The following is a 23,269-nucleotide window of genomic DNA, read 5'->3' as shown; positions in this document are numbered from 1 at the left end:
TGATCCGCAGTTTGAAATCAATTTCAAGCCGATCCCGAAGACACCCACCATAATTTAACATTGAATTATTGGCTATCCTGCGTTTGCGGCTTGAGTATGGTGTGTTAACACCCTGCCCGTATCAACCTGCAAATACTTATCTGTCAACATGTTCATACCCATCACACCTACGAATTGACTGATCCGCAACTTGAAGTCAATTTCAATCTTATCCAGATGAACGGTTACTCGATTAATGATTGTACTAAGCATCATCTTCTGCTTAGCGTAAGACGCTTGCTCAAACACCTCACGCCATACTGGGACATACTGCTGAAGAACTTCAATTTCGGCTTGTTCTACTTTTTTAGATTGAACTTCTCTTTCAGCACGATCAATATTCTGCTGAATTTCTATCATCTTCGTTTTGGAGTTTTCTATTGCTTCATTTAATGTTTCATCTGAAAATCTACTCTCGCCATTGAGTACCTTGATAACCTCGGCTTTGTACTTCGACAATTTTACTTGCTCAGTATCAAGATCCTTCTTGAGCTTCTGAAGCACCTTAATCTCATTACCTGAATTTTTCTTCATCATCTCTTGGATCTTACTGGAGAGATCAACCGTCTGGAGTTGGTTCAGATAAGCGAATACTTCATCTAGCACGATTTCTTCCAGCTTTTTCTGTGCGTATGTCGTTTGACCGCTACACTTGACCTTTTGCAAGCCTTTTCCAGAACATCGATACTTAGGGTAGTTTTGCACTATTTTTGTACCGTCTTTAAGCTGATATTTCTTTTTGTTCCAAGTCGTTGTGAGCGGGTTTCCACAACAACCGCAATTAATCTTACCGACTAGGATCAATGAACCCTTGGTGTTCATAATCACTTTAGTAACTTCATTATTTTTGGTATTCTCTGGGTTTCTTGATTTACGGACTTCTTGAACTCGTTCCCACTTAGCCTCGTCAACGATAACCATTTCAGGTATTTGATTCTTTGACATCACTTCTTTATTAGTACCCCTGCCATAAGACATATAGCCCTTATATATGGGATTCCGAAGGACGAAACTAACCGTGTTTGATGCCCAAGGCTTACCTGTACTGGTCTTAATGCCTTTCTCATTGAGGTACTGCGGTATTCGATACTGACCATAACCTTCTAGATCGACCAAATTGTACATTAATTTTACAACCTCTGCTGCCTCAGGGTCTACAATAACCTTTAGCAATTCCTTGCCTTTCTTATTGAAATTACCAGATGGAGTAGTCTTGTAACCGAATGGAACTGTTCCGCCTCGAAAAACACCTTCTTCGACCATTTGTCGATGCTTCTCATTAACCCTATGAGAAGTGTTCACACTTTCAGTATTTGCACTCCAGAACCTAAGGTAGTTCATCAACTTGTCCATCTGACCTTCAATTTTTTGTTGACCATCCTTCACCGACCACATTTCGATCCCTTGTTTCACGAACCACTCCAGAACAAATGGTGTTTCATCATCGATTCGACCAAGACGGTCAAACATAAACACTAACAAAACATCGAACTTCCCTTGAAGAGCATCCTCTTTTGCCTGTTGAATGACGTCTCTATCTTTTGCACGAGTCTTAAAACCTGAGACACCTTTTTCATAGTACTCACATTCCTCAACTAATACCCAGTCGGCTTTGCTGTTAATAAACTCTCTACATGCCTTTCTTTGAGTCGGAATATCTCCGCCGTTCTCAGATGGATTTAACTGATTTTTAGTAGAAACTCGATAGAGTGTTGCAACCCTAATCACACGCCGTGTTGACGCAACAAGATTCATCGTGGCTTGAAATTGATTCCTAATCGGTTCCATATTTACAACATTCATGTTCTCTACTGTTACAATACTTTTCTCATTCGTTACACCAGATTTTTCTACCATTTTGGCTGCCATCCTTTCGAGATACATATTGGTTAATTTCACAACCGTGTTGTTGTAATACCATGTTCCGAGCACTTGTTCAACTTGTTCTTTAGAATGGAGCAGTCTGCTTTGTTGTCGCAAACTGCTCCATTCTAAACTAAACATATGTGTTTACTTATATTTATAGCAAACTAACCCGAAGCTCATCCCAACGGATTACGCAACGATCTACTATCTAGTTTTACGATCAGAAAGAAGATGCTGCGCTTCCGCCCAAACGCCATCCGCCACAATTGCCAAATCCTCGAGGTAATCCGACATTACCTCGTTTGGCTTACCACGATTTATGACCATGTATCCTTTATAGAGCGGATTTCGGAGTATTGCCCTCACAGAACTTGAAGTCCAGTAGCCACAACCACTCGTTCTACAACCAGCCTCATTTAATATCCGAGCAATATCAGTCGTCGGATAACCCTCCTCAATGTACAAATCGAACATCAGAGCAACGAGAATCGCATCGTGGAACTCAATCTCAATTTTCAACAAGCGAACACGGCGCTTGTTTTGAACCCCTGACTCCACCAACTTATAGCCATATGGAACGCTACCCCCACGATACAAACCTTTACGAATCATATCCCTCATCGCTTCCCGTGTTCGCAACGAGGTCATATAACTAATTTCATTAGCCATGTGATGACGCAGATAATTAACATGAGCATCCATATGTGTTTTTCCTGAACTAGCAGGACGATTAAACAAAGCCAAAGTAACCACTCCTATTTTTTATATTAAGCAAAACCTAGATTAGAGAGCAGAGGAAGACACCTGCTCGTCTAAATATGCCGACTCCAGTAAAGCTAGTAATTCTTCTGATGCATTCGAATCCTCAACAACAAATCGCAATTCTACCCATATCTTATGCCTCGAATTGAACCTTTTAAGTCCGACAACAACCCCCTCAGATAAAATGACCTCGTACTCCTGACCGCCAACTACTACTGAATTTACTGTGGACATTCACTATCACTCCTGCATCAAGCTCAGAGCCGATTTGCTCCTGCCCACCTATTAGAAGTATCAGTAAAAATGTCCCAAAGTCGAAAGGATCTCATAGCGAATTAATAACCCTACAACCTAGACACAATCCCCCAACATAATAAACCCAATACCATGCGCTTCGAATACCCCCAGCAAATGATCAACAAAGTTCGTATCACGACTTAACCTTGAGAAGTCTACAGCGAGGATCGTATTGAAACACCCACGTGACCCGTCAACAAGCAACTGGATCAGTGCCTCACGATCATGCCGACATACACACTCCGTATCGATATAAACATCGAACACCCCAAGAGCAAGATCATGTGCGAGCTCAAACAACATTTTCTGCTCAAACAAAGCCATCTCACCACCTGTATTTCTGATATAAATCGCCGCCAACTTTGGATTACTACTTTTAAGTGCCATACCTATTCCTCCACGCTCATATTAGTAGGGAACTAAACCTACAAAGACATAAGCTGTATTCCAAAAAATATGTATAAATTCATGCATGTCCGACCACAACCAACCCTATTGATACCCCAGCAGGAAGGAAGCAGAATAAAAAGGACAGATACGAGCTATGACGCTATGAACGAGCGTCTTCGCCGTATCTGTCCTTACAAAAAGCCACACCACCCACTAAGCAATACTTTGCACACACTACAAGGCATAGACCATTATACCAAGCTTCGAAATTTACTTATAAGGAATCCGCAGGAGGATTAATGTTACCCGCTGAAAAATTAGCTGCATTTTTTATCGACTTTATCTTAGCCAACTGTTCCAAGTCCTTATGCCTATTTATTTCTCGATACAGGGTAGACTTGGATATCCCTGCAATCTGGCATATCTCTCGCAAAGAATGCGTCTCAGCACCTAACAGCTTTACCGCCTTTTCTAAAGCCTTCTTGTCCACTTTCGGTCTACCTCCGATCCGACCTCTGGCTCTGGCGGCTGCAAGCCCCTCATTCACCCGATCTCTCAGCGTATCCCTTTCAAATTCGGATAGAGCCGAAAGCATGCTGAGCATAAACTTCCCAGTTGTCGTACTGAAATCGAGTCTTTCCTTATGAGAGATAAATGTGATCCCACGATCCTGCCAGTCAGCCAATAGAACGAGCAGGTCGGCATTAGAGCGAGATACTCGGCTTAATGACTCAACGACTACCGTATCGCTCTCTCTGAGCACTTGCTGAAGCTGATTGAGAGCTGGTCTGTCAGACTTGGCACCGCTGATCTTATCGCAAAAAATATCAACCTTAGCAACCCCATGTTCCTTCATTAAAAGATCAACCTGACGGTCTTCATTCTGCTCTGTTTTACTAACGCGAACATATCCCCAAAGTTTAGAACCCATCTCAACTACACCCCATTCCCATTGATTAGACCAAATGAACTGATCATTGAATATAGAAATAGATGCGTCCCACAAACCACCGTTATTAAAAATAGATAGGTTTTTGGAATATACCAAAAAGATAGATTTATGAATCCTCTCAATTGATACTATTTTTGAAACCAATTTTTTAGCCGAAACCGCCACTAACCATGCGGCTTTCAACCGATCGCAAAAACGATAGTTTTTGAAACCACCTTATGATTAAGAAAATACCCTTATTGGGAGTCCCAGACTCACAATAAGGGCATGCGATGGAGAAGCACCATAAACCTATATTAATGCGGCATTAGCAACGCTCAATCTTCTCAATGTGAAGGATCGGCACTGATACAAACTGTCCACGTTGTGAAAGGTCTGGAAGCGACATGTACCCCATAGAAGCACTGCTGCTCCAATCCGCCCATTTTGCCATCTCAGCCTTCGACGGAGAGGAACCCAGCCAAGCAGCCACAACCGCAGTGTTGAGTGTCGTTACTAGAGGAGGACACAAGCCTCCAGCATCACGAAAGGTTATGCGCACTCTCTGACGGCTTAAGATGTCTTTGAGCCGTAAAGCAAAGCGGTTCACCGCATAATAGGGAAACAAGTGCTTCGAACTACTCGTCCCTAAAGTCCGCTTGCTAAGAATGATACCATCCACATCCGCAAACATTCGAACTGCGGAATAAGAGCCGCTACTCAGCTCTTTATAAGAGGTTGAAAGCTGTTGGGAGAATCGATCTAACCCCTTTCCCCTAGCCGCAGAAGCAAACCCAGACTCATGCGCCTTCAAAATCTCAGGACTCTTAGTAACTAAAATGTACTCCCACTGCCCACCCGACCTCACCTCAGCAACACATAGGCTGGATGATAACAAATAAGAACTAACTAGAGATTCACGATGATCATGTACAAAACCAGCAGGTAAATGGATACCTTCCTGAGCTAAGAACGCTGCTTGCCATTTAGCGATCCAGCTATCAATAGGATACCCATCCAACCCCAGACTCCTGACATCCTCAGAAGCAATCAGCGGATACGGATGTGGGCAGTTAAACTTATAAAGCCGATCAAGCTCAAGCCCCTTACCTATTAAATAGCCGTGAAGTTGATTACCAACACATACCCCAGGCATAAACACTTCTGCGCCTTTATAGGCGAAACTAGACGGATGTGAATTTAATTTGACGACCATACGATCACTCCTCAACATTGGTATTTTTACAACTGATGCTAATCGACAGATAGTTTCGGTGCGGCATAAATGTAGCCATCTTGCAAATGAGCTAACGCCTCGACAGGCTCTAACTCTCCTTCTAAACAACGAAAGAGATAACCACGTTCTGTCATGTAACTGCGATCATTTTGAGAAAGAATGTATAACAGATGCTCTAGTTTCATCCGATCCAAAGATTCTAGTACCAAAGAGAAATTACTACGTGTAAAATGAGCCAGAAATCTAAGCTCCTTCTCGCAAGTGCCTATGTCTACCCCAGCATCTTTAACTGGAGTGAACCGATCATGAATCGCACTGATAAACAAATCAGTGCTTAAAGCACCCGTACCAAGAGCAAACTCACGCTCAGCGGAAGGAATGTCTCCAGCCTTCAATAATTCAAGTGCGCTACCGATGCGTTTTTTTAACCGACCAGACCCATACGAGACAGTCACATGTAATGACTTGACCGATACTCCGAATTTTTCGGCTGCCTCTTGGTAGTCATAACGACTTTGCAAGAAATGCTTGAGCTTACTGCGAGACTTACCATGTGCCAGCCATACGAAGCTGTTGATATAAGCAATCATGCGCAGGAGCAAATCCAGCCTTTGTTCATCAAGAGCAGTGTCAGCCTCTTCACCCCAAACCGCCAAACGATCTCGAACCTCACGAGCCTCTTCTTCAACTTCCTTAAATACCAACATTCTCTGACCCTCCTTCCCCGCCATTGGCGAGCTAACTGATGAAGTCCCTCCAAAGGAGCAGAATCCTCACCCCTGACAGCCATTACAGGAGAGAGATGAGGACTCCGAAAATAACTGAAAGAATACTACCAAAAAACAGCCACAATTTTTGTAAACGATTATTATTTTCAGAAAAACCCAGTGATACCAAGGCATACAGCCTTTGCGAAAAAATACCGAGAAAGAAAATATACTTTTTGAGGGAGTATCCTTTCAGAGAAATGTAAAACTGCCTTCCATTTTAGGTGCATGGCGAGCTAAAGTTTTCTTAAAGCAGAGAACCCCTTCAAAACAAAAAACAATCTGAGTGCAGAATCGCTCGATCTGCATTCAGATTGTACTTTTCTTTTGATATCTTATGAGACTGATCCATCAAAACCAGCAGTCGTCCTGTAGGCGACTTTGCTTGGGGATTACAAACCCTCTCGTACCTAGCCGCCAGACCAAGTCCTGCTGCATTCGATACCCCTCAAGGAATACAGGCAGGGAAACGATGTGCAGACTGCACCAATGACCGACTATTTAAGACCTCCTATTTCAGGCAGACCACCAAACAATCATGATACGTTTCTTAACTCTGAAATTTACCGATGCTTTGCCCGCAACAAGTGTGTGGGAAAGTGAACTGTGGGTTCAAGTCTTGCCAACGGTGGAGCATTGTGTGATTTGGCGAGTGGCTCCGACTGCAAACCGATGGATGCTGTGTGATGGGCTGTACTTTCGGGATCTTGGAGGGGAACAGGTGGAAAGTGGGACAAGTGTGAGGGAGAGAAGCGAGTTGCTCGAGTTGAGATGACCTAACCGATCTGAGCAAATCATGTTGCCTCTACTTGGGTATCCAATTTGAGTAGTTCTTGCCTTGAACGTATATTCTATGTCGTTCGTACTATGCAAAAATTCAACGCATTTGCAGAATTAGAAAATAATTGTGCCCTCCGCAGTTGATACCGCAGAAGGCACTTGAACGTAGGTAATGAAGGTAATGAAGGTAATAGAATTGAAACGTAGGTAATACCAACCGCATCGAAGGTTTTAGAACCATTACAGGCTACCACTGGCTGTAGTCTATATGGCAGACCTGCTCCACTAATGAAACAGGAATGTCGAAGTTTATCCAGAGGTATTCGTCATTCCTGCGCCCAGCTGTCGCACTTGAAGATACAAATACATTTTTAAGATAAAGCTTCTTCCAGCCAGCCGCTACAAGGCGATCATAGCACTCATTGTCGTAACCACTAAGTGCCACTTTCATGTCTGTAGCGAGTAGCTTGTCGACTAGACTAACATGATCCTCCAATGTCCAAGAACGATCTCCATAATGATTCTCTTGAACCATACTTTCGGGTGTGTACGGTGGATCGATATATGCGAATGCTGAGCCATTCTCACCGACCAAATCCAATAATTCGAGTACTCCTCCATGCGTGACCTCAACGTCCGCCAAAGTTGGGTAGAAATGATCTAGATCCCGTACTCGCTTAAAATAACTGCGGAGCCGCTTCTTATCACTGACCCTAGAAGTATCGAATGTTGTCATATCCGCCGCCCACGATTGCATGGCAAGGATAAACGTGTTTGCCGCAGAATGGATCATGTTTAACTTAAAATCCGAGCCATGCGCCCTCATCCGATCTTCGTACTCCTTCGCATGCTTAGCACGTAGAAACACATCTTCACCACAACCTAAGCTTTCCAGCAACGCCATAAGTTCATACAGATAAGCCTTATCCCCAAGACAAGCGAACATCCTGCACAAGCCCAAGTCCATGTCATTATAGGAGCGGTGTTTGAAAAGCTCAGGCGGCAGGTTTAAGAGCATCCTCGCACCACCACCGCACATCTCGTAGTAGCTACTCAGACCGTAAGCTGTTGCTGCGTATTCGATTACAGGTACTATATTTTTTATTAGGGCGGATTTCCCTCCGATGTACGAGATAATGCTCTTTCCATGCCCGTTATCATAGCCTAAACCGCCAGGTCGCCTTATCGCACCCATCTATACCCCTCCCAGTGGCTACTCTTGACCAAGTGCATCGATCTTGAAGATGTAAAACCGCTTATACTCTGCGGAGCTAATATTGGGCTTAACAGGCTCTTGTATGCGAGATTGGCGACTCACCTTGAGAAGGAATTTCTGCTCAAGCCAGCCACGAGTGATCTCCATAAAACGAACGCTCTTAGTGCTACAGTCAAGATCCAGAATCTCCATCAAAGCCTCGGTGGTAATACCAACAGCATTTTCACCGTACTTTTCGAGATACTGCTCAGAGTCAAGAATTACCCCTGAACTAATATTATGCTTATACAAATCTGAACTGATGGTCGGAAACGCCTCAGGATCGCTTAGAATAGCATCTGATACCATTTCAAATAACTCTTGGCTCTCATCATCGCTGGCAGAACCCTCTATTACCGAGAGCAAGTTCGGCACTCTTCTGAAGATACCGTTAATTTTAAGGTACTTCACGTAATCGATGACTTTATGTAGCTCGGCTTTCTCTAAGCTCCCAAAAACATTCAAATCTCTGAGATACTCATCAAACCGATCACGCAGATCGATAACCAAAAAGCACTTCGATGCATTACCCTCAAGTCGTGTCGTGAAATTAACTGCATATGTAAGTTCCGTATAGGCAGGGTGTTTTCCATACAAAAGCTCGATTCTCCACAAGTTTTCAACTGGATTCACGACATCTTTCAATTCCTTGCTAGACGCAGTAACACTGCCACGTTCTTTCACTACCTTCAACATCCTGAAAACCCCTCTCTAAGATGGATGCACTACCCCTAGCACGATCAGAGGAATGCGACATAAAATGACAATCTTAGATACCATTCTATCAAATCCCATGTGATCTGGGTATCCATATTTTATGAGTGAAGTGAAGGTGGTCTAAATGCAAAAGACGACCCGCTACCCTCGAGTCGTCTTTACGCCAAGTGCTACTGAGCTATCTAAGTCGCAAACCTAGCGCTTAAACTGCACAAAAAAATACCCCTTATTGAATACAAGTATGAGAGCAATGGAGGATCGATGCGCCGAGCTACCTCCATGAAAATCTTGTTAACTGTAGTATTTTGAGTTGAATCCCTTACCTAACTGCAACCTTAGATTAAATATACGCAACAGGGCTTCTTAGCTCTCATTTTTATTGAAGGAGCGTAGCAGTTCAAACCTGCTTTAACCATTTAGCCATATTGTCGACCCAAACAGGGAAGCAGTCAAATCCGAAGCCCCTCTCAAAGCCAAAATAAAAAGACAATGACCGTTGAAGGACATTGTCTCTTAACAAGAATATGCAACTTAAAAAGTTGGTGCGGAGTAAAGATATGTTCCGCTTGCAGGGCTTGTCGAAGTAGGTAAAGTCACCTTTTGGAATGTCCCTGCCGCAGGCATGTACCAATTGCCGTCGATTTTCACAACTGCGTTGGCATGACCTGGGTTGGCTATGATTGCAGTGCTGTAACCTGCCGCATCGAAAACTGCTGATATTACCTGTGCGTCACTGTCACAATCGCTTATCAGATTTACAAGGGCATCATATGCACTGCGGGGACTGCTCCCTCTTGGTGCATCGGCTTTATTTGTTAACTTATAAGCAACTTGAGACAATTTGTATACATCTTCTGCTGTTTTAGAACTTACACCGTTATTTATCATCTCACCAAAAACAACCTCAGCTGCTTTTAAACCCCTGTGATTTTCAGATCTTTCACCATCAAGGTAAGACTTGTAATGAACTCCCATCATGTCATTGTAGTCAGAAAGACTCTTATCTGCATACCCTGTCATCGCTTTGTCTACTAGTTCCATTACCTTATCGTACTGCGCTTGGCTTGTAGAACCATAATTATGCTTACCGTACTCTACCTTGATGCCAGAAACTTGACCTGAGCCTTGATCTACTTGACCTCCACCAGCTTTAACACTAGTAATTACCGCTGTGTTTGTACTTGCTTGCCACTCAACTTTTGCACCAAGTGCCTCTGCAACGAAACGCAATGGAACCATCGTTGAACCGTTGATGACCTCCGCTTTAGCCGTTAGAGTGACGATCTTGCCGTTGACATAAGCAACAGACTCACCAACCGTCAACTTGACTACAATGTCGCCTTTTGTGGCAGTTACCGAGTGAGTGCTTTCGCTCCACAAAACCTCAGCACCCAGAGCTTCAAAGATACCCCTGAGCGGCACGAGAGTGCTGCCAGCCTTTATAACCGCAGACTGAGGGAACTCCTGAACCTTTCCGTCAATCACTACGGTAACCAGCCTGTACAGCTGTGTGGCAGACTGAACCTGCGCTGCGCCAGTTTGACCTTGTGCGGCGACTGTACCGCCTGTAGCCAACATAGACACGACTAGAGCCGCGCTGAGGGCTGCAGAAACCTTCTTCCTCTTGTGGATGACCATGAACATACCTTCGATAAATTTTTCTGTGGTGAGCGGCGAGAGACTACTGTGAGCCGAGCAGATAGGTGGGCGAGATAAGAGGGATAATCTGACCTAAACCGTGTAGTGTCCACTTGTCCAGCTCAATCTCCCTGTTGAACTATCATCGTTTTTTCCCAGACTCCATTATCTCTATGTCGTTTATCCCTCGGCGACTCCCAAATTACTTGATGTTTCTTGTAGTTTCTAAGAAAACTCCCCTATAGCCATCACCAGTTATAAAACCAAACTCGGCATAATTTCGTAGGCATCAATGGCATCGGGTGGTTTATAACTGTTTAGATAGGTTTCTCAAGCCAATACGTAGGTTTTCACCAACACAGAACGCATGTTCTATTTTAATAAATATACATTTATTCCCTTTTTGTTGGGTACTCGATCTGGTGTTTATATTATAGCGTACTGACAATGGTTGTAAAAGGAGTTTTCTCTCTTGAATGACCATTCCTTGATCATAAAACAAGTCATTGGCAAAACCATTAAAGCTATTCGCATTAAGCAGGGATTAAGTCAGGAGGATCTTGCAGGGTTATGCAATGGTGACCGAGCGTACATATCTCTTATAGAAGTCGGCAAAAACGAACCATCTGTCAGCAAGATCTTCGAACTTTGTGAAGTACTCCAAATAAAGCCTTCATCCTTTTTCAAAATTATCGAAGCCGAGTACGAGAAACTCAAAGGCTCAAGTATTGATAGTGATTAAGCCTTAGAAGCTACCAGACAGTCGCTGGTAGCTCTATTTGTTTAATTTTACCTTAGGTTTGTCGATATTTCAGTTGACTATGAGTAAAACAGATTGATTTGACCTACAACTTTAGTCCCAAAATACCGATATTTCTTTATAAAGGAATTGGTTATGTTTGGGAGGGTCTTAGCGTGGATATACGTGTGGAGTTTGGACAACGATGCAGGGAATTAAGGGCTCGGTCGGGCATCGGTCAAGAAATGCTATCCAATCGAGCTGGGCTTGATCGGAGCTACGTCAGCTCGTTAGAATCAGGAAATCGAAACATTAGCATTATGAATATTCAAAAGATTGCTGCTGCACTTAATATCTCCATTGAATACATGTTCTCAAGTGAACGATTTTCGGCTACCCTTGCGTATCAACAGAGGGACTTCACAGAACCGTTTCTCAAGCGGTTTCAATATCATGTCGATCCTGAGACTAGCGTATTGGCTTTTTCCGTGAAAGGTCTTCTGACCCCTGAAAATGTTGAATACATGGATAGAACCTTGATCGGAATTTGCAACGGTTTTGGTATCGGGGAATTGAACGTACTCGTGGATCACCGCGACATGCTAGCCGCCGATGGGGAACCTGTAGTATATTCACCAGAAGTTGCTGAGAAAGCAGTTGCGTTTCAGCAGAAACTCTTAAGGTCAACTAAAAAAGTCGCCGTCCTATGCAACTCTGAGTTTATGGTGCATAACCTTCGGCATGTAACAAAAGAGAGCGGCATTTATGATCATTCCAATCCGCTGTTTGGGAAAGACAAAGACATGGTACAGCAAGCCTATGAACTTCTCGGCATTAACGGAAATGATCTAATTAAAGAGAAGAAGCATTAGAGCCGCCAAGGATTAACTGGCGGCTCCATTCGGTGTTTGAGTCAATTCTTGACGTTGAGGTTGTTCAGAAGATGCTTCCAAATGGAAAGTCCATCTTCAACCCCTGAATAATACATCGATTCTTTTTCAAGTGTGTTACGATGGTTTAAGACTTCTTCCCATTCAAGGATAAGTTGATACAACTGCGGATCTAACTTGACTTTCAACTGCTTCTCCAGTTCAATTTGCCTAAGCCGTAACGGTTGAATCTCAGGTGATTTCCCAGCTACTCTAGCCTGTTCAATAAAGCGCAAATCAAATGCTGGTTTGAACCATTCTGGTAACGAGTGTAGCTCCAAAATAAAATCCCCTTCCAAGGTAAAAGTTCGTTGATCTTACCGTAGAAGGGGATTGTTTTCAATATGCAGTTTTGGTTAACAATCTTTGTCACGAGACATGTTCGATTTTTTGCGATGCTTCTAATTGCTCGATAAGAGCATGCCTTGCCGACCGTAAGCTCTGAATTTCTTTGATGATTTCGCGCCGCCGAGCTATTGTAGTAATTGCTTTGCCATGTTCAAGGGCAAGCTTGCAATGGAGTCTTGCCATTTCTAATAATTGCGCAGATGTCGCATCGTCCACCACTAGTCCGATCAAGGAATAGCGATTTTGTGTTGCGGGTTTAACGGCGGGCTTCGAAGCTGTCATTACGGTCGTAGCGTTCATGAATAAAATCCTCCAAGTCATCAAGTTTTGTTGATGTTAACTTGGACAGGAGGATTCAGCAAGTGTCAGAGTTAGTTGAATGAGCGATCGATTTCCTTCAAAATCTAGTCGTTACGAAGATTAATATCGTATTGTCTATACTTGTAGGAGTTGCTTCGCTTAACCTTATCAGGATCTTTTTTCATTTGTTCCACAATTATTTCCTTCTGCTTTTCTGAGATCTCATGGTTCGAGTATTCCTTCATATATTCCATAACCTCACCCATTAATGGGCTTTTGACATACTGAGGGGAAATCATACTACCCTTACTGGAATTAATTAAAGTATTTTCCCACTCATCCTCATTGCTCATTTTGACAATGGTACAGATTAATATCCCCGCAAGATTCGAGTAAATATAATATCCCTCTCCATATCCGTAAGTTATATAAGTGTATCCATATGAGCTCGTTCTAAAAAACACATGAGGATTGTGAGAGGTGATTTCATCAGTTGTACTTTCAATTGTATCAAAGAAGAAAATATGGTTTTCGATTTCACCAATATCATTTCTTTTTCCGAGTAAAAAGTCCTTAAGGATTCTTTCTGCTGCTATTATTTTCTCAAGTGCATATACAGGAATGTCCCCATTACTAACAAAATCAAGTATGTCTAAATAAAGGTTCCTCCAATTTACCGAGCTCACAAAATAATTCAGCCAACTATCATATTCAAAGTCCGTAACTGAACTGTTTTGGAAAGGATGGAACACCTTATTTGCAAAGGCAGTTTCATTCTTAGAAAATATGTCCTCACATTCACCACACAATAAAGGACGTTTTTCGCCGTCCTGTATTCTTCTGTTTACGTTCGAGGTACTTCGCATATAGCCTGTTGCTGAGTTCTTTAGAATATACCTGAAAACGAATTTGGAAATAATATGGCTATTTTCAAGTTCAGCTTCTTTATCACATAAAGCACACTTCGGCATACATATTCTCCATTCTCATAATCAACACTTGTCTGAGTGATCAAAAACAAATATAAAAAAAACGGCATCTCTGCCGTTCTGAAGGTAAGGTTGGTGGAGACTAGCGGGATCGAACCGCTGACCTCTTGCATGCCATGCAAGCGCTCTCCCAGCTGAGCTAAGCCCCCACGATAAATCAACTTGCAATTTCTATGGTAGTGTAACCACCCATACTTGGACTCCCAGCTGAGCTAAGGCCCCGTATGTACAAACTGCAACAAAATTGATAGTAGCATATTGTCTTAAATGTTGTCAATGCGACAACTAGAAAAAAATATTTTTTAACTCTCCTTCACAACCTAGACTGCAGCCACCTTACAGGTACGCCGCTCCGCATCTCGAGAGCTATCAACTCCCCCTATCATCGGGAAGGCGACAACATGCGGTTGTATCCTAAATAGAATCCTTAAATAGTCATAGCAAAGAATGCGAATGTGCATTTATTTACCTAGTCTTTAGCCAATTAGGAAGGTATACAAGCCATAATGCAGTTATTAAATCTGATTGCTTCTATTAGAAGAAATGACCTATGAATATAATGTAAAATCGCAGGTCTTTCTGCTCACAGGCGTATCACGACAATAAAGAATGCACTTTCGCAGATCATTCTTGTCACCCTCACTGCGCTCGATGCTTAGCCAGCCAAATTATCGTGGTCGAGCCTCTTTCACACTACCCCACAACATAAATACCTCACGAACCAATCAGCTATCAACGACGACCCTATAATGTAAAAAACAGTACAGGATAGCCGGGACTGGAACAACCCTGCAAATTCCTATACTGCTTTTTTCCTGACCTGATTCACTCATTCACTTACTCTCGTCACTAGCTAAACTGCTACTTCCAGACAACCTCTTCGCCATAATTTTTGCCCCAATCGTACATGAGGCGAAGAACAGGCATGAGGCTCACGCCATAATCGGTCAATGAATATTCGACGCGAGGAGGTACCTCAGCGTATACTTTGCGCGCGACGAGCAGATCCTCTTCGAGCTCACGCAGCTGATTCGTCAGCATCTTCTGGGTAATATGGGGAATCATCTTCTTCAGCTCGCTGAACCGCTTCGTTCCTTCCAAGCCGAGATGCCACAATATAATAAGCTTCCATTTGCCGCCGATCACCGCAAGTGTCAGTTCCTTCTCGCAATTGATTTCCCGCAGATTAATTCTTTCCTTCAGTTCTTGTGCCATCTTAAGACTTCCCCCTTCCTTACCTAGTATACATGACGAACCATGCGACTTCTATCTATTCGAGATTAGCATGACTGCCGTACATCGTTCCCGAATTCAAGCCCTTCATCTCCATCAGCCGTAGAATGACTGCATCATAGAACAGCAGCAGACCCTGCTCGAACAAGGAAGCCATCGGCTGTATCGTCCCGCGAACCCCGTCATTCACTTCTTTCGGCGAAGCCGGCAACTCAATAGTAATATCTGCAGCCTGTCCAAGTGTGGAGTCCGGCTTCGTCGTTACGACGGCCACCGTGCCTCCTTCAAGCTTCGACGCCTTAGCAGCCATCGCAATCAGGCTTCCCGTCTCACCCGAGCCAGAGCCCAAGATAAGAACATCTCCTGCCCCATATCCTGGTGTAACGGTCTCGCCTATCACATAGGCATTGAACCCCATATGCATCAGACGCATGGCAAAAGCCTTGCCCATCAGCCCCGAGCGTCCAGCACCCGCTACGAATATCTGCTTCGCTTCCACAATCGCATTCGCTAACTGTTCAGCCGCTTCGTCTGGAACAGCCTGCAATAGCTGCTCCAGCTCACTTAGAATCGTACTTGCGAATTGTTTCGTCCACATCGCTTCGATTAACCCAATTTAATCAGACGCTGCATAGCTGCTGCAACTGCTGGTTTATCTTCTACACCTGTAATGCCGCCGCCTACGATAACGAGATCAGGACTGGCTTTGATTACTTCTTCCAATGTATCCAGCTTGATACCACCAGCTACTGCTGTTTTGGCATTAGTCACAACGCGTTTTATCGCAGCAAGCTCTTCGAAGGAGTTTTTGCCTGAAGCTTGATGATCGTAACCGGAATGTACACAAATGTAATCTACGCCGAGCGCATCGATTTCTTTGGCGCGTGCTTCAATGTCTTTCACATTAATCATGTCGACCATGACCTTCTTACCTTGCTTCGCTGCTTCTGCAACTGCACCGCTAATGGTGGAATCGTCTGCAACGCCTAGGATCGTAATAATGTCTGCACCCGCTTCCGAAGCCTTCATCACTTCATAACCGCCAGCATCCATAACTTTAAGGTCAGCAAGCACCTCCAAGGCAGGGAAAGCTTCTTTGATCGCTTTTACAGCATGCAGGCCTTCGTTAATGATGATAGGCGTACCAATCTCAACGATATCGATGAAGGACTCGACTTCTTTCACCAATACGATTGCTTCTTCAATGTTCACGAGGTCTAGTGCTAATTGTAATTTCATTTATAATATCTCTCCTTGTAATTGTATTATACCGCTGCCCTTATTCTAGGCTCCTCCTTTCCAAATAGGAAGTACGCACTTGAAAGTGGTGTAGTTACTCATAGGATACTATTGTGTGGGGCAAGGGATTTCAGCGTAATGCTTCATCACAAAAAAGGATACCCAGCAGCCATCGAGATGACTGAGGATACCCTCCATTGTGAACCTATAGCTCATGCTATTAGTTTCCTCCGCCATTAAGCGGATGCTTGGACAACAGACTGTTCAGCTCTTTCATGAACATGTCGATATCCTTGAACTGCCGATAGACCGAAGCGAATCGCACATAAGCGACTTCATCAACCGGATACAGCTGTCCCATGACGATCTCGCCAATATCTCGGCTTTCTACCTCAGCAAGAGCTGTCGTACGAAGCTCCTTCTCTACCTCAGACACGATAACTTCCAATCGTTCTACCGGGACAGGACGCTTCTCACAGGCTCTGATCAATCCGCGAAGAATTTTATCACGGCTGAACTCCTCGCGGCTGCCGTCTTTTTTAATAACAATTAGCGGTGTCTCTTCAATCATCTCGAAGGTGGTGAAGCGCCGACTGCACTTTTCACACTCACGCCGTCTGCGAATCGATTTGTTCTCATTGGCCGGACGAGAGTCCAGAACTTTCGTGCCTGCATAGTCGCAATATGGACATTTCATATTCTCACTTCCTTTCAGTACATGCTTTATATTTTTTCCAAAGGTTCCCTGTTATGAAGTTCGCAATTACGCACATAATACTGTTACCAACCGCAAGGAGGTGAACATCAATGAGCCAACGTAGCAGCAACCAATTGGTAGTACCGCAAGCAACTGCAGCACTCGACCAAATGAAATTCGAGGTTGCACAAGAGCTGGGTATTGCTATTCCACAAGACGGATATTACGGCAACTTTACAACTAAAGATGCTGGATCCATCGGTGGATACATTACTCGCCGTCTAGTGCAAATCGCTGAGCAATCTCTTGCCGGCAGCAAATAATTAATTCATCACATGTATAGAAAAGACAGAGGCTTTGGTTGTCCCGTCCTGAAGCGGCGGGCAACCAAGGCTTCTTCTATTTCATTTCCACCGTCAGAAGTTCGGATACAGCTCTTTGTACTTATTATAATAATAAACGACCCGTTGTACATAGTGCCTAGTTTCTCCATATGGGATATCATCGGTCGTATTAAGCGTGCCATCCCATTTGTTGGAATCCAGCCACTTGCGAACATTGCCTGGCCCTGCATTATAGGCTGCGATTGCCGCGATCTGATTCTGACCGAATTGCTTGTGCAGCGATTGCAAATACCAGGAGCCGACCTCGATACTGACGTCAGCGCGGCTTCGCAGAATGTCTTCTGACACTTCCTTAAATCCCGCTTGCTGAACGACCCACTTCGCGGTATCTGGCATAATTTGCATGAGGCCGAGTGCCCCTTTTTTGGATACCTTACCTGTCGTATAATTCGTTTCTGCTCGAATAATTGCTGCCACCAGATGCGGGTCAACGTCATAGTTCGAGGCGCTTGCACGTATATCCTCTTGATAGTGAATCGGGTACATCATACGTGCCAGCCAGCTTGAATTAAGAAATAATAATGCGATAAGTCCGATGAGTAAGAGCAGCAGCACTCTTTTTCTAAGAAGCCACCTCATGGCAGCCCCTGACTTTTCCAGAAGGCCTCGATCTGCTGCTTCGTCTCTTCCAGCGTACCGCTGTTGTCAATGACCCAGTCTGCTCTTGCTCTCTTGTGTTCAATACCCATCTGCAAAGCGATTCGACTTGCTGCTTCAGCCTCACTAATTGAATTGCGTATCTGCAATCGCTCCAGCTGCAGCTGCTCAGGCACATAGACAACCATAATGCCGTCATAGAGCGACTCCTGGTTAGTCTCGTAGAGCAGAGGCACATCCGCGACAATAAGCTTCTCGGGATGATCCGCAGCATAATGGCTAATACGCTCCTGCATGCGTTGTCGGACCGCTGGATGCAGAATGCTCTCTAAGTAAGCTAACAGCTCTTTATCCTTGAATACGATACTGCCAAGCGCTGAGCGTTTCAATGTTCCATCCGTATGTAATACAGCTTGTCCGAACTTAGAGGCAACAGCCTCCAAAGCGGGTTCACCGGGCATAACAACTTCTCTTGCGACCTGATCGGCATCGACCAGCAGGGCTCCGTGCTCCACAAGCATAGCAGCAACGGTGCTCTTGCCAGTCGCAATACCGCCGGTTAAACCGATCTTCATTAGCTTCACCTCGATCTCGATCTATAGCAGCTTTAATATCCCCATCACAATGAGCAGCAATCCTGGCAGTACCGATAAGGCCTGCATGCCCCTCCAATTCGAGAATCGGAAGCCGAACCGAATACCACTCAGTAGAAATAATGCGCTTGCCGCAGCAATGACTAACGCAGTCATCACGGAAGGCAGCCCTATCATCGCAGCGCCAATACCTGCGCCAAAGGCGTCGAAAGACAATGCCACGCCAAGCATTACGGCTTCAGAAGCCGATATCGTTCCTGATTTATCAACATCCGCCGCTTGCGGCGTCCGCAGTATTTGGATGACTAAGCCAAGCCGCTTCATCTCTACGATGACGATTAGCACAGGATGTGCTTTCTCAGCTGATGCCTGCTCTTGTCTATCGCTTGCCGGCAGAGGAGCAGATTCCTCTCCATCCGAATCAGCAGGTCCCCGGCTCTCACGACTTCTCCTAAGCTGCAGCAGCGCCCATCCTCCAATACCGACCAGCACGACTGCCCCAATCGATTTCGCAGCAAGCGGTGACAAATACCCTGTCATCCATGTACCTACCTGCATCGATAACCAGATGATCAATCCGGAGCAGCATGCAATAATGACGACCGATAGGAATGGAATTCGAATTCGCCGCAGCCCATAGGTCATCCCTACTCCGAAACCATCCATACTAACGGCAAGAGCAAGCACCAGCAAAGATGCCAAATGCGCGAACATGCCACGTTCCTCCCCGCATACCGAATGCTCTTAGCTGCAAGCCTCCATCGAGCTTAAGAAGCTTGAGACTAGTCATTCGCCTATTGTTCGTAACAACAACAGCATATGCGGAAGAAGGTTTACGGTGCATCTTAGGCTGCAGCAGGAAGGCTTATTCAGCAGGCTATCCTGCTCTGCGCCTAGGATTGAACAGTATTCTTGCTTACACGGGGAGCAGGCTGACAGCGTCTGCATATATGCGTACCTCTGCCGCCTACTACGAATTTCTCAATGGCATTACCACAGCTCGGACAAGGCTCATCCTTCTTCCCGTAGACGAGCAGCTGGTGCTGGAACATGCCCATCTCCCCTTGACCATTCACGTAAGATTTGATGGAAGAGCCCCCAGCTTGTACAGCCTTCTCAAGCGTTGAATGGATCGATTCGAATAATCTCTTCCACTCTGCTGGCTTCAGGGAGTCCGCTGTACGCTCAGGGTGAATTCCTGCTTGGAACAAAGCCTCATCTACATAAATATTGCCAAGCCCCACGATATATTCCTGATTCAGCAGCAGGGGCTTGATCTTGGTCGTGCGTTTGGCGAGCCTGCTGCGAAGCGTATCATAAGTAAATGCTGGATCAAGCGGTTCAATCCCCAGCTTATTCAGCGGGGGAAGCTCGAACTCCGTACCTGGCTCGAACAAATGCATCGTGCCGAATTGTCTTACATCCTTATATCTTAAGTCTGTTCCATCATCGAAATGAAACAGCACATGGGTATGAAGCTCAATCGGCTCCCTGCTGCCGAACACGCCATATCGGCCTTCCATCCTTAGATGAGATACGAGCACGAGACCGTCCAGGATGATTCGCAGAAACTTCCCGCGTCTTTCTACCGTTTGAATCGTTCTGCCAGCAAGTGCGTCAGCGAATTGCTCCGGCTCGGCCGGCCGCTGAATAATTCTCGGCAATCTTACGGTCACGGATTCAATCCGTTTCCCTGCGACTAGTTCGATTAATGTGCGTCTGACTGTTTCTACCTCTGGCAATTCAGGCATTTCTCTTCACCTCAACAACCATTATACCCGATTTAGCCCCCTAATGGGTCACTTCGCTTCATACCAATTGACACCGTAATTCACATCCGCCTTGAGCGGCACATCCAGCTTAAGTGCGCCTGCCATCACGCTTGGCACAAGCTCCTTCATCAGCTCCAGCTCATCCTCCGGCACCTCGAATACCAATTCATCGTGTACCTGGAGCAGCATCCGGCTCTTAAGCTTCCGCTCACGGAGCGTCTCATCCATTCTAACCATTGCGAGCTTAATAATATCAGCTGCGGTTCCTTGGATAGGTGTATTCATAGCTGTACGTTCAGCGAATGAACGAATGTTGAAGTTCGAGGCCTTAATCTCCGGCAAGTACCGTCTGCGCTCAAGCAAGGTCGTCACATAGCCGTCATTGCGTGCTTGCTGGACGATATCATCCATATACTTGCGTACACCCTTGAATACGTCAAAATACTGTTCAATAAATTGTCCGGCTTCTTTACGGGTAATGTTCAAGTTCTGTGACAAGCCGAAATCACTGATTCCGTATACGATTCCGAAGTTAACCGCCTTCGCAGAGCGGCGCATATTCGAATCCACTTGGTCCGCGGTTACGCCGAAGACGTCCATCGCTGTTTTCGTATGAATGTCCATATCGTTGATAAAAGCTTCCTTCAACCGGTCATCGCCTGAGATATGCGCGAGCACTCTCAGCTCGATCTGCGAATAGTCGGCTGCCAGAATGAACCAGCCCGGCTCGGATGGAACGAACGCCTTGCGAATTTTACGGCCTTCCTCCAGACGGATCGGAATGTTCTGCAGATTCGGGAACTGGCTGCTGAGCCGGCCGGTAGCTGCTATCGTCTGGCGGTAATACGTATGAATCTTGCCTGTGCTCCTCCGAATCTCTTTCAGCAGGCCTTCCACATAGGTCGATTGCAGCTTCGCCAGCGAGCGATAATGGAGAATAAGCGGCACAATCTCATGATAAGGCTCCAGCTTCTCCAGTACCTCTGCATCGGTGGAATAGCCGGTCTTCGTCTTTCTAATGATCGGCAGTCCGAGCTTATCGAACAGAATGTCGCCCAGCTGCTTCGGTGAATTAATATTGAACTCGATTCCCGCGTGCTTATAAATATCACTCATCGTAATCGCTAGATTACGTTCTAGCTCACTGCCGAGCTGCTCCAGCTCCGCCGATTCGACCTTAATGCCTTGCTGCTCCATCGCAGCAAGCACATGAGCAAGAGGCTGCTCCAACTCATAATAAAGCTCATTCATACCGCTTTTCTCCAGAGCTGCACGCTGCTCAACTACGATGCGGCGGACAGCATCCGCCTTCATTGCTAGATGACCGTACAGCCTGTCAGCATCCGGTACTTTGAACTTCGCCCCTTTGCCGTATACCGCATCATCTGATGCGACAGCAGGCTGACCATAACGGTCTGCCATACCGGTAAGCGATTGATTCGCCTCCGTCGGATCCAGCAAATACGCGGCAAGCTGCACGTCGAACTCTGCACCTTTCAGTACAATGCCTCTCCAGCCTAGAGCAAGCTCAGCCTTATGCGTGTCGAATCCGTACTTCGGCTTGTCCGCAGCAGCGAGCCAGCTGCGAAGCGGCTCCGTGAAGGGCTGCTTCAGCACCTCGAACGGAAGCACATACACCACGTCCTCCATTGCCGCTGCTAGTCCAAGAAGCTCGGCATGATGAGGGTTATCTCCGATGGCTTCGATGTACAGACCATGAGTGGCTTTATCATCCTGAAGCGCATCAACCATAGCTTGCAAGGAGGCTTCATCGTTATCCGATTGAATAGTAATCACATTCAGCTCTGCAGCAGGCTCGCCCGCCCCTGCTTCACCAGCCGTGCCCTCTGCGCTAAGATCAAGCCTTTCCATCAGCGACTTGAACTCCAGCTTACGGAACGCATCAGCAAGCTTCGCAGGCTCATAGCCGTCGTAGCGAATGTCGCTTGCTCCATGCTCAATTGGCACCTCACGATAGATCGTAGCCAGCTTTTTACTCATAATGGCGTCTTCTTTATGCTGCTCGACCTTCTCCTTTATCTTGCCCTTCAGGCTATCGGTATGAGCAAGAACTTCCTCGACAGAGCCGAATTCATGCAGCATCTTGAGCGCCGTCTTCTCTCCAACGCCCGGAATACCCGGGATATTGTCAGAAGCATCACCCATCAGCCCTTTGAGATCGATAATTTGAAGCGGTGTTAGGCCATATCTTTCTTGGATAGCTGCGGGGGAGAAATGCTCCACCTCACTAATGCCTTTGCGTGTAATCGCAATCGTGACATTAGCTGAAGCCAGCTGCAGCATATCCTTGTCGCCTGTTACCACAAGCGTCTCTACATTCTCCTCATCTGCGATTCGGGTCAATGTGCCGATAATATCATCCGCTTCGTAGCCAGACAGCTCGAACTGCGAAATCCCGAAGGCGCGAAGCAGATCCTTCATGATCGGGAATTGCTCGGACAGCTCGGATGGCGTTTTGGCACGCCCGCCTTTATATTCGGTATAGCCCTCATGGCGGAATGTGATTTTCCCTGCGTCGAATGCTACGAGCACATGAGTAGGCTTCTCGTCCTCGAGCAGCTTGAGCAGCATCGTTGTGAAGCCATATACGGCATTCGTATGTAATCCAGTTGAATTCGTCAGCGGCGGCATCGCGTAAAATGCCCTGTTAGCGATACTATTGCCATCAATTAATATCCACTTGTCCATTAAGACACCTCACCTAAACATTTCTACTGCTATCATACCAC

General features: G+C 45.5%; 25 protein-coding genes and 1 tRNA gene. 3 read left to right on the top strand and 23 right to left on the bottom strand.

Annotation, left to right across the window (positions count from 1 at the left end; genetic code table 11):
* Nucleotides 1-72 precede the first annotated feature (72 nt).
* The 10 genes from AC6ESP_RS00965 to AC6ESP_RS00920 form a co-directional block, all read right to left on the bottom strand.
* Nucleotides 73-1,971: a recombinase family protein gene (locus tag AC6ESP_RS00965; protein ID WP_497094797.1), complete on the bottom strand. Its 1,899-nt coding sequence runs from the start codon at nt 1,969-1,971 to the stop codon at nt 73-75.
* Between the two features lie 138 nt (nt 1,972-2,109).
* The gene (locus AC6ESP_RS00960; RefSeq protein ID WP_497094796.1) at nt 2,110-2,649 is read right to left on the bottom strand and encodes a recombinase family protein; all 540 of its coding nucleotides are present in this window, start codon (nt 2,647-2,649) and stop codon (nt 2,110-2,112) included.
* A 39-nt stretch (nt 2,650-2,688) separates the two neighbouring features.
* Nucleotides 2,689-2,901 carry a hypothetical protein gene (locus AC6ESP_RS00955; RefSeq protein WP_497094795.1) on the bottom strand — a complete coding sequence of 71 codons (213 nt, stop codon included), beginning with the start codon at nt 2,899-2,901 and terminating at the stop codon, nt 2,689-2,691.
* Between the two features lie 117 nt (nt 2,902-3,018).
* Nucleotides 3,019-3,351 (bottom strand): recombinase family protein, encoded by a 333-nt coding sequence (locus AC6ESP_RS00950; protein ID WP_497094794.1) that lies wholly within the window; start codon nt 3,349-3,351, stop codon nt 3,019-3,021.
* Nucleotides 3,352-3,628: 277 nt separating this feature from the next.
* Entirely contained in the window at nt 3,629-4,489 is an 861-nt protein-coding gene (locus tag AC6ESP_RS00945) for a recombinase family protein (protein ID WP_497094793.1), read from the bottom strand.
* A gap of 124 nt (nt 4,490-4,613) precedes the next feature.
* Nucleotides 4,614-5,501: a hypothetical protein gene (locus tag AC6ESP_RS00940; protein ID WP_497094792.1), complete on the bottom strand. Its 888-nt coding sequence runs from the start codon at nt 5,499-5,501 to the stop codon at nt 4,614-4,616.
* Nucleotides 5,502-5,539: 38 nt separating this feature from the next.
* Complete coding sequence (locus AC6ESP_RS00935) at nt 5,540-6,229, bottom strand: hypothetical protein (RefSeq protein ID WP_497094791.1); 690 nt, start codon at nt 6,227-6,229, stop codon at nt 5,540-5,542.
* 1,087 nt (nt 6,230-7,316) lie between these two features.
* Nucleotides 7,317-8,264 (bottom strand): DNA adenine methylase, encoded by a 948-nt coding sequence (locus AC6ESP_RS00930; protein ID WP_497094790.1) that lies wholly within the window; start codon nt 8,262-8,264, stop codon nt 7,317-7,319.
* An 18-nt stretch (nt 8,265-8,282) separates the two neighbouring features.
* Nucleotides 8,283-9,020 carry a hypothetical protein gene (locus AC6ESP_RS00925; RefSeq protein ID WP_497094789.1) on the bottom strand — a complete coding sequence of 246 codons (738 nt, stop codon included), beginning with the start codon at nt 9,018-9,020 and terminating at the stop codon, nt 8,283-8,285.
* A 552-nt stretch (nt 9,021-9,572) separates the two neighbouring features.
* A complete protein-coding gene (locus AC6ESP_RS00920) occupies nt 9,573-10,679 on the bottom strand; it encodes a stalk domain-containing protein (RefSeq protein WP_497094788.1) in 1,107 nt (368 codons plus the stop codon).
* A gap of 472 nt (nt 10,680-11,151) precedes the next feature.
* On the opposite strand from AC6ESP_RS00920, the gene AC6ESP_RS00915 reads away from it, so the two are divergent.
* Together AC6ESP_RS00915 and AC6ESP_RS00910 are read left to right on the top strand one after the other, a co-directional pair.
* On the top strand, nt 11,152-11,421 hold the full coding sequence (locus AC6ESP_RS00915) for a helix-turn-helix domain-containing protein (RefSeq protein ID WP_497094787.1): 270 nt from the start codon (nt 11,152-11,154) through the stop codon (nt 11,419-11,421).
* A gap of 173 nt (nt 11,422-11,594) precedes the next feature.
* Nucleotides 11,595-12,290: a helix-turn-helix domain-containing protein gene (locus tag AC6ESP_RS00910; RefSeq protein WP_497094786.1), complete on the top strand. Its 696-nt coding sequence runs from the start codon at nt 11,595-11,597 to the stop codon at nt 12,288-12,290.
* 41 nt (nt 12,291-12,331) lie between these two features.
* Here the strand turns inward: AC6ESP_RS00910 and AC6ESP_RS00905 are convergent, their stop codons facing one another.
* The 8 genes from AC6ESP_RS00905 to nrdR form a co-directional block, all read right to left on the bottom strand.
* Nucleotides 12,332-12,628, bottom strand: coding sequence for a hypothetical protein (locus AC6ESP_RS00905; RefSeq protein WP_497094785.1), 297 nt, complete (start codon nt 12,626-12,628; stop codon nt 12,332-12,334).
* Between the two features lie 88 nt (nt 12,629-12,716).
* Complete coding sequence (locus AC6ESP_RS00900; protein ID WP_497094784.1) at nt 12,717-12,995, bottom strand: hypothetical protein; 279 nt, start codon at nt 12,993-12,995, stop codon at nt 12,717-12,719.
* 104 nt (nt 12,996-13,099) lie between these two features.
* Nucleotides 13,100-13,966, bottom strand: coding sequence for a hypothetical protein (locus AC6ESP_RS00895; protein ID WP_497094783.1), 867 nt, complete (start codon nt 13,964-13,966; stop codon nt 13,100-13,102).
* Nucleotides 13,967-14,057: 91 nt separating this feature from the next.
* Nucleotides 14,058-14,133: transfer RNA gene (locus AC6ESP_RS00890), tRNA-Ala, on the bottom strand.
* Nucleotides 14,134-14,845: 712 nt separating this feature from the next.
* Entirely contained in the window at nt 14,846-15,199 is a 354-nt protein-coding gene (locus AC6ESP_RS00885; RefSeq protein ID WP_497094782.1) for a winged helix-turn-helix transcriptional regulator, read from the bottom strand.
* 55 nt (nt 15,200-15,254) lie between these two features.
* Complete coding sequence (gene hxlB, locus AC6ESP_RS00880) at nt 15,255-15,815, bottom strand: 6-phospho-3-hexuloisomerase (protein ID WP_497094781.1); 561 nt, start codon at nt 15,813-15,815, stop codon at nt 15,255-15,257.
* Between the two features lie 8 nt (nt 15,816-15,823).
* Nucleotides 15,824-16,456: a 3-hexulose-6-phosphate synthase gene (hxlA, locus tag AC6ESP_RS00875; protein WP_497094780.1), complete on the bottom strand. Its 633-nt coding sequence runs from the start codon at nt 16,454-16,456 to the stop codon at nt 15,824-15,826.
* Between the two features lie 220 nt (nt 16,457-16,676).
* A complete protein-coding gene (gene nrdR, locus AC6ESP_RS00870) occupies nt 16,677-17,153 on the bottom strand; it encodes a transcriptional regulator NrdR (RefSeq protein ID WP_497094779.1) in 477 nt (158 codons plus the stop codon).
* Nucleotides 17,154-17,263: 110 nt separating this feature from the next.
* Here nrdR and AC6ESP_RS00865 point away from each other — a divergent pair, with 110 nt between their 5' ends.
* Nucleotides 17,264-17,476: an alpha/beta-type small acid-soluble spore protein gene (locus AC6ESP_RS00865; RefSeq protein WP_497094778.1), complete on the top strand. Its 213-nt coding sequence runs from the start codon at nt 17,264-17,266 to the stop codon at nt 17,474-17,476.
* A 93-nt stretch (nt 17,477-17,569) separates the two neighbouring features.
* Here the strand turns inward: AC6ESP_RS00865 and AC6ESP_RS00860 are convergent, their stop codons facing one another.
* The 5 genes from AC6ESP_RS00860 to polA all read right to left on the bottom strand — a co-directional run bounded on the left by AC6ESP_RS00860 (nt 17,570) and on the right by polA (nt 23,228).
* Nucleotides 17,570-18,136: a lytic transglycosylase domain-containing protein gene (locus tag AC6ESP_RS00860; protein ID WP_497094777.1), complete on the bottom strand. Its 567-nt coding sequence runs from the start codon at nt 18,134-18,136 to the stop codon at nt 17,570-17,572.
* Nucleotides 18,133-18,729: a dephospho-CoA kinase gene (gene coaE, locus AC6ESP_RS00855; protein ID WP_497094995.1), complete on the bottom strand. Its 597-nt coding sequence runs from the start codon at nt 18,727-18,729 to the stop codon at nt 18,133-18,135. The genes AC6ESP_RS00860 and coaE overlap by 4 nt, the downstream gene beginning before the upstream one ends.
* A gap of 21 nt (nt 18,730-18,750) precedes the next feature.
* Nucleotides 18,751-19,461, bottom strand: coding sequence for an MntP/YtaF family protein (locus AC6ESP_RS00850; protein ID WP_497094776.1), 711 nt, complete (start codon nt 19,459-19,461; stop codon nt 18,751-18,753).
* A 179-nt stretch (nt 19,462-19,640) separates the two neighbouring features.
* A complete protein-coding gene (mutM, locus tag AC6ESP_RS00845; protein ID WP_497094775.1) occupies nt 19,641-20,498 on the bottom strand; it encodes a DNA-formamidopyrimidine glycosylase in 858 nt (285 codons plus the stop codon).
* Between the two features lie 48 nt (nt 20,499-20,546).
* On the bottom strand, nt 20,547-23,228 hold the full coding sequence (polA, locus tag AC6ESP_RS00840; protein WP_497094774.1) for a DNA polymerase I: 2,682 nt from the start codon (nt 23,226-23,228) through the stop codon (nt 20,547-20,549).
* Nucleotides 23,229-23,269: the final 41 nt, after the last annotated feature.

Source organism: Paenibacillus xinjiangensis (assembly GCF_059686975.1).
This window is presented reverse-complemented; position numbering and strand designations above follow the sequence as displayed.